The 4,979-nt window shown below is 51.2% G+C and carries 4 protein-coding genes; all 4 read right to left on the reverse strand.

Annotated elements, in window-relative coordinates; translation table 11 throughout:
• Positions 1–132: 132 nt before the first annotated feature.
• Complete coding sequence (locus tag GX135_01695) at positions 133–1,215, reverse strand: glycosyltransferase family 4 protein (protein NLN84800.1); 1,083 nt, start codon at positions 1,213–1,215, stop codon at positions 133–135.
• Complete coding sequence (locus tag GX135_01700; protein NLN84801.1) at positions 1,212–2,498, reverse strand: glycosyltransferase family 4 protein; 1,287 nt, start codon at positions 2,496–2,498, stop codon at positions 1,212–1,214. The genes GX135_01695 and GX135_01700 overlap by 4 nt, the downstream gene beginning before the upstream one ends.
• Positions 2,485–3,969 carry an oligosaccharide flippase family protein gene (locus GX135_01705; GenBank protein NLN84802.1) on the reverse strand — a complete coding sequence of 495 codons (1,485 nt, stop codon included), beginning with the start codon at positions 3,967–3,969 and terminating at the stop codon, positions 2,485–2,487. Before GX135_01705 ends, GX135_01700 begins: the two co-directional genes overlap by 14 nt.
• A partial coding sequence (locus GX135_01710) for a family 10 glycosylhydrolase (GenBank protein NLN84803.1) occupies positions 3,966–4,979 on the reverse strand: 1,014 nt, incomplete at its 5' end. The genes GX135_01710 and GX135_01705, both read right to left, overlap by 4 nt.

Raw genomic sequence — 4,979 nt, forward strand, 5'->3', positions numbered from 1 at the left:
ATGGCTTGGCTCTTTATTCTGGCTCATGTGTTATTCGAACATGCCCCGGGAGCATCCCGATAAAGAATCGGGATACCCACGAGTTGATGTTAAGTTACTCTGGGGCTGGAATAAAGAGCGGGGCAGGAGGGTTTAATCTCGGTGGGTTTTTGGGTCTTGAGAAGGGAAAAGGAGTTTTTGCAGGGCGGTTTTTCGGTTTTGAAGGGAAAATCTTTCCACAATGCTTTGGGAGATGGCTTGACGATTGGGATTGGCTGCCAGCGCTTCATCCAGCGCTTTTTCCAGAAGTTTGGCATCGCGATGGGGGATGATGATGCCCTGTTTTTCAATCACGGTGGGGATGCCGGCAACCTTTGAACCCACGGGAAAACAGCCCATCAGCATTGCTTCCATGAGGGCGTTGGGCATGCCTTCGCTGATGGAAGGCTGAGCGTAAACGGCGCCTTGAGACATCAATTCCAAAAGCTTTGCGCGGGACAGATATTCGTGTATCTTGACATTTGGCAGGCTGTTAAAGCCGTATTTGGGTTCCAGGGCTTCCTGCCAGCGTTTTTGGATGCCAACGAACACGAAATTCAGGTCTGGACGGCGTTTTGCCACTTCACTCAAAAGGTCGAAACCCTTGTTGTAAAAATCCTGGAGGCGGGGTGTGGTGCCAACGGTCAGGATTTGGGGCGAACGCGGAGCGCTAAAGTCTGGTGTATCAACAGTATCAACCGCGTTAAAGACCACCGCGGCAGGTCTGCCCAGCGCCGGGATGAGCCGATAAATTCCTTCAGGATGGCCGGAAGCCTTGTAATATGTGTTTGAGGAGGAAAGCAGCGCCTTATGGTTGGCGATAATCAGCTTGCTGTTTTTAAGCGCAACGCGGGCTGAAAGTCCACGCCAAAAAGAGCAGTAAACCCCCATTTTCAGTTCGGGATATTTCACGGCATCATAGCCGCCGATAAAGATGTAGGTTTTTATGTCCAAAGCTTTGGCAAGCAACGAGATAGGTGCCGCGTGGTAATCCGCGAACCAGATGAAAACGCGGCTGAATTTTCTTGTGGAACCCAGGCTAAAAATGGTTTTCAGGATGTTGCGCAAATAGGCTTTTTTGGAGATGTCCTGCCCCAGATAAACGGTTTTCAATTCAAAGAGTTCGCCCAAAATTCTTTCATCCACACTCATGAAACTGGAATGGGTGGGCAAAACCAGCAGGGCTTTTTCTTTCATCGCAGCACCTCCTCAATCAGCTTCGACATGCGCAGAGCGAGTTTTTGGCGGGAAAATTGTTGGATAAATTCGGTATCTGCCTGTATTTCAGCAAGTTTCCCCGTTTCCCACATCTGGTAGAGCTTGTTCAGGTTCGCGGCAATGCCGGCGGAATCGGTGTAGTCCGCAATCAGCCCGGTTTCCGCTTCGGTGAGCAAATTCGCTGCCAAACCCTGGGGTGGAACGATTGCCAAAACCGGTTTTTCGGAGCGCAGATAGTCGAAAATCTTGCCCGTGAGCACGGATTCGGTGTTTTCTCCGGAAGGGATGTAGAGTAAAAGCGCGCTTGCCTGCATTAACTTCGCCAGGCTATCTTTATATGGCGCAAAGGGATGGAAGTATACAATCTGCTTTAAGATGGGGTCATGCTGATATTTCCCCAACACAAAAGCGGGGCTGTTTTTACCGATGATATCCACGCGGAATTTGGCGGGGTCAATCTTGTTTTCGTGAATGGACGCCAAAAGCTCCTTCCAGAGCGGGTCTGGTTGGCGGCGGTCATAAAAACTGCCGCTGTAAACGAGGCGGAAAACCTCGCGGCTGGAGGCGGTGGGCAAAGCCTCGAAATCGCTGTCATCAAAGCCGTTGGGAATGATGGCGGAGGGTTTTTGGCTCAAAAATGGGTAGTGGCGGAAAAAGTTATCACGCATCAAAACGTTGAGGTAGGAAACCCCCGCGCAGGCAGAGAGAACGCGGGATTCATCGGCTTTGTCCCGGTTTTGGGTTTTGGCGGGAAAATCGATGTTCACACGTTCGGGGTTGTTGGTCCATTCATCGCGAAAATCGCAGATGAAAGGCATTTGATATTTTGCCTTGAGCCAAAGCCCCAAAAACAGTGCCGCAGGCGGCCCGGAGCTAATCACGGCGATTTTGAGAGCCGGGTTTTGCCTCAGGATGCGTCTCAATTTCAGCTTCGCGAATGGCAGCCACAGCGCTTCCGGACCGGGTCTGAAAAGTCTCTGGTTCAAAAAATCCACCAGCTTTCCCAGTTTCAAGCCCCAGAGCAGCTTAAAAAGCCAATTCGCGTCAGGGTAAAAGGCGCGCCAAACCCGTACAAATGCGGGTAATTCATCCAGCAGGGCAAAATCCCTGGGATGGCGCATCCATCTGGGACGCACGGTCAAAACATCCACCTGGTGTCCCAGCTCGGAAAGGTATTTCACGTTTTTAAGCCCGCGGATGGAAGCCACACCTCCCAGAGGCGGGAAATAAAATGAAATATACAGAATATCAGGCTTGCGCATCGTTTTTTCCAAACAGACCAAGCTTCTTTAAGGCTCCGGATACCAGAGATTTAGCCCAATCGATATCGTAAGGCAAAATCGCGCCCAGCGCTTTCCCCAGCCAAAAATAAGCCAGCAGGAAAACGGCGATGGCAAGCAGTTGGACAATCCATGCCTGTCCAAAAATAATCAGCGGCGCCAAAGCCGCCAGACCCGCCAAAGCCGCTGCCAGAGCGGTTTTAATCAGGGCAGGGAAGGGGAAAAGTTCTCCGAGTTTGAGTTCCAGTTTATTTTGTATCCAAAACAGATAAAGCACTGTGGAAAGCCAGGTTACAAGCACGGTTGCCAGCGCGGCGCCCATCATGCCGATAACCTGCACCAAAATGAGGTTCAAAACCAGGTTCAGCCCCAGTGTAAATAGAGAATTCCAAAGGATATAGCGTGTTTTTTTGAGCGCCATAAAGAGGATGCCGTAGGTGGCGACGCGCAGGGGCAGGATGGCAAGATAAACTTGGAAAAATGGCACGGAAGCCAGATAGTTTTGGGTGTAGAGCAGGCTGATGAGCGGACGCGCGAAAATCAAGCCCAGCGCGGTGATGGGGAAGATGAGCAGGGCGTTTTTGCGCACCGCGGCGCGGTAGGTTTCGTTCATTTTTGCCGGATTGGAGCTGATGTGGGGCAGCAGGATGGCGTTCACGGAATTATTCAAAATCGAGATGAAGGGCAGTTCCATCGCGCCAATGGAAAACACGGCGTATTGGGCGGGACTGAAAAAGCCGGAAATCACCATTTTATCCAGTTGCACAGAGAGCATTCCGAGGATGGATGCCAGGCCCAGAGGCAGGGAATATTGGAATACTTCGCGGTGGAAATCGGGGTCGAAAGTGACGCGGGTTCTATATTTTGCCAGTTTAAAACGAGCGTAGCCCCATTGCAGGAGGGCGGAAATCATCATGCCCAAAACGATGTGATAAAGGTTTTTGCTGATGAGGGCAACGACAAGAATGAGAAAGAAATCCGCCACCACGCTGAATACCGTGAAGGCGGCGGTTTTAGCGGGCTGCTTCAAGCCCAGCATAATCTGGCTGTAAATCTGGGTGACAAACATGAAAAGCGGATAGACCGCGAAAAGTATTAAAAGCTGCGAAAGCTGGGGATTGTGGAAGGTTTTGGCGATGAAGCCACGCAGTAAAAAGATGGCAAGACCAAAGATGAAAGCCAGCAGGGTCACAAGGTTCACGGCGCGGGTGATGAATTCGTTTTTGGAATCCTGATGCTTTAATCTCGGCAAAAAATAGAGCAGGCTTTGCGGAATTCCCAGCAGCAGGAGTGTGGAAAAAGTGTTGTAAATCAGGAAAAGCTGGCGCCAGGAACCGAATTCGGCAGGCAGGAGCAGCCTTGCTAAAACAATGCCTGCCAGGGATTTAAAGCCAAAGCGGATGAACTCCACCGAGGTGAGCATTCCGGCTTGTTTACTGCGATCCTGGGTCATGGCTCCAAATCGGCAAATGAAACTGGGATTTGATATTCAAAGCTGTCTTCATCGCGGAAAAACCCGATGAGGTAATCCCCTGGTGTGATTAAACTTCCATCCCGCAAAACGCCATCCCAATATTCCTGGTTTTGCCCTTTTAGATAAAAATGTTTGCGCTGATAGAAGACTTGTTCTTCCAAATCGCGTATTTGAAGAGTCCAGAGTCCTTCAAAAGGCACCAAGGTTTTCAGGGAATACAGCTTTCCCTGAGCCCAGATGCTGACGTCGGCGGCGAAATTGATTTCTTCCTCTTTAAGGTTGAAATCGGGCAGTTGAACCACTAAATCCGGCGGCGCGTAGATTGAGCCGCAAAGCTGGGCGAGGGCGCCATCTTTGATGAGGTCGTCATAGGAAAAAAGCGCGATGCCGGCAAAGTTTCGAGCCCGACTGTCTTCCACCCTTTCCGCCACATCCAGGATATTGAAGTTTTTGGAGTTTGGTTTCACGGCAAGCGAGGAGCCATTTTCGTTGTAGGCACGCAGTCCCATCCAGACGCGGTGGTTCATGCCAACCGCTTCCGTGGCGCTGGAATTTTCCCGAAATTTGTTCATGCCGGTGGCGTAGTTCATGGGGCAAACAAAATCCACCAAATCGCGCTGCAGCCAATCCTGCCAATCCTGCGCATACCAGGTTGCGGCAGATTTTGGGTCGGGCATCACAGCCGCGCTGAGCGCCAGATTTGGATTGATTTGGCGGGTGAGTTCCCGGATTTTTTCCAGCAGGGAAGTGACCTGCAGGATGCGCCACTGGTTCCATTGCAGGGGGTTGGTTTCCTTGGCGCTGTTGAACCTGCTGGTGGAAATGGGATGGTGTCCCAGGCTGGAATTGGGATAGCGGATATAATCCAGATGCAGGCCATCCAATTCTGGATAGCCGCTGATGAGGTCGCCCACCACGTTCAGAATGTGTTGCTGCACTTCCGGAATGCCGGGATCGATGAAATGACCCGCGTTCGCGGAGGCTGAGGG

The organism is Candidatus Cloacimonadota bacterium (genome assembly GCA_012522635.1).
Classification (GTDB): Bacteria; Cloacimonadota; Cloacimonadia; order Cloacimonadales; family Cloacimonadaceae; genus Syntrophosphaera.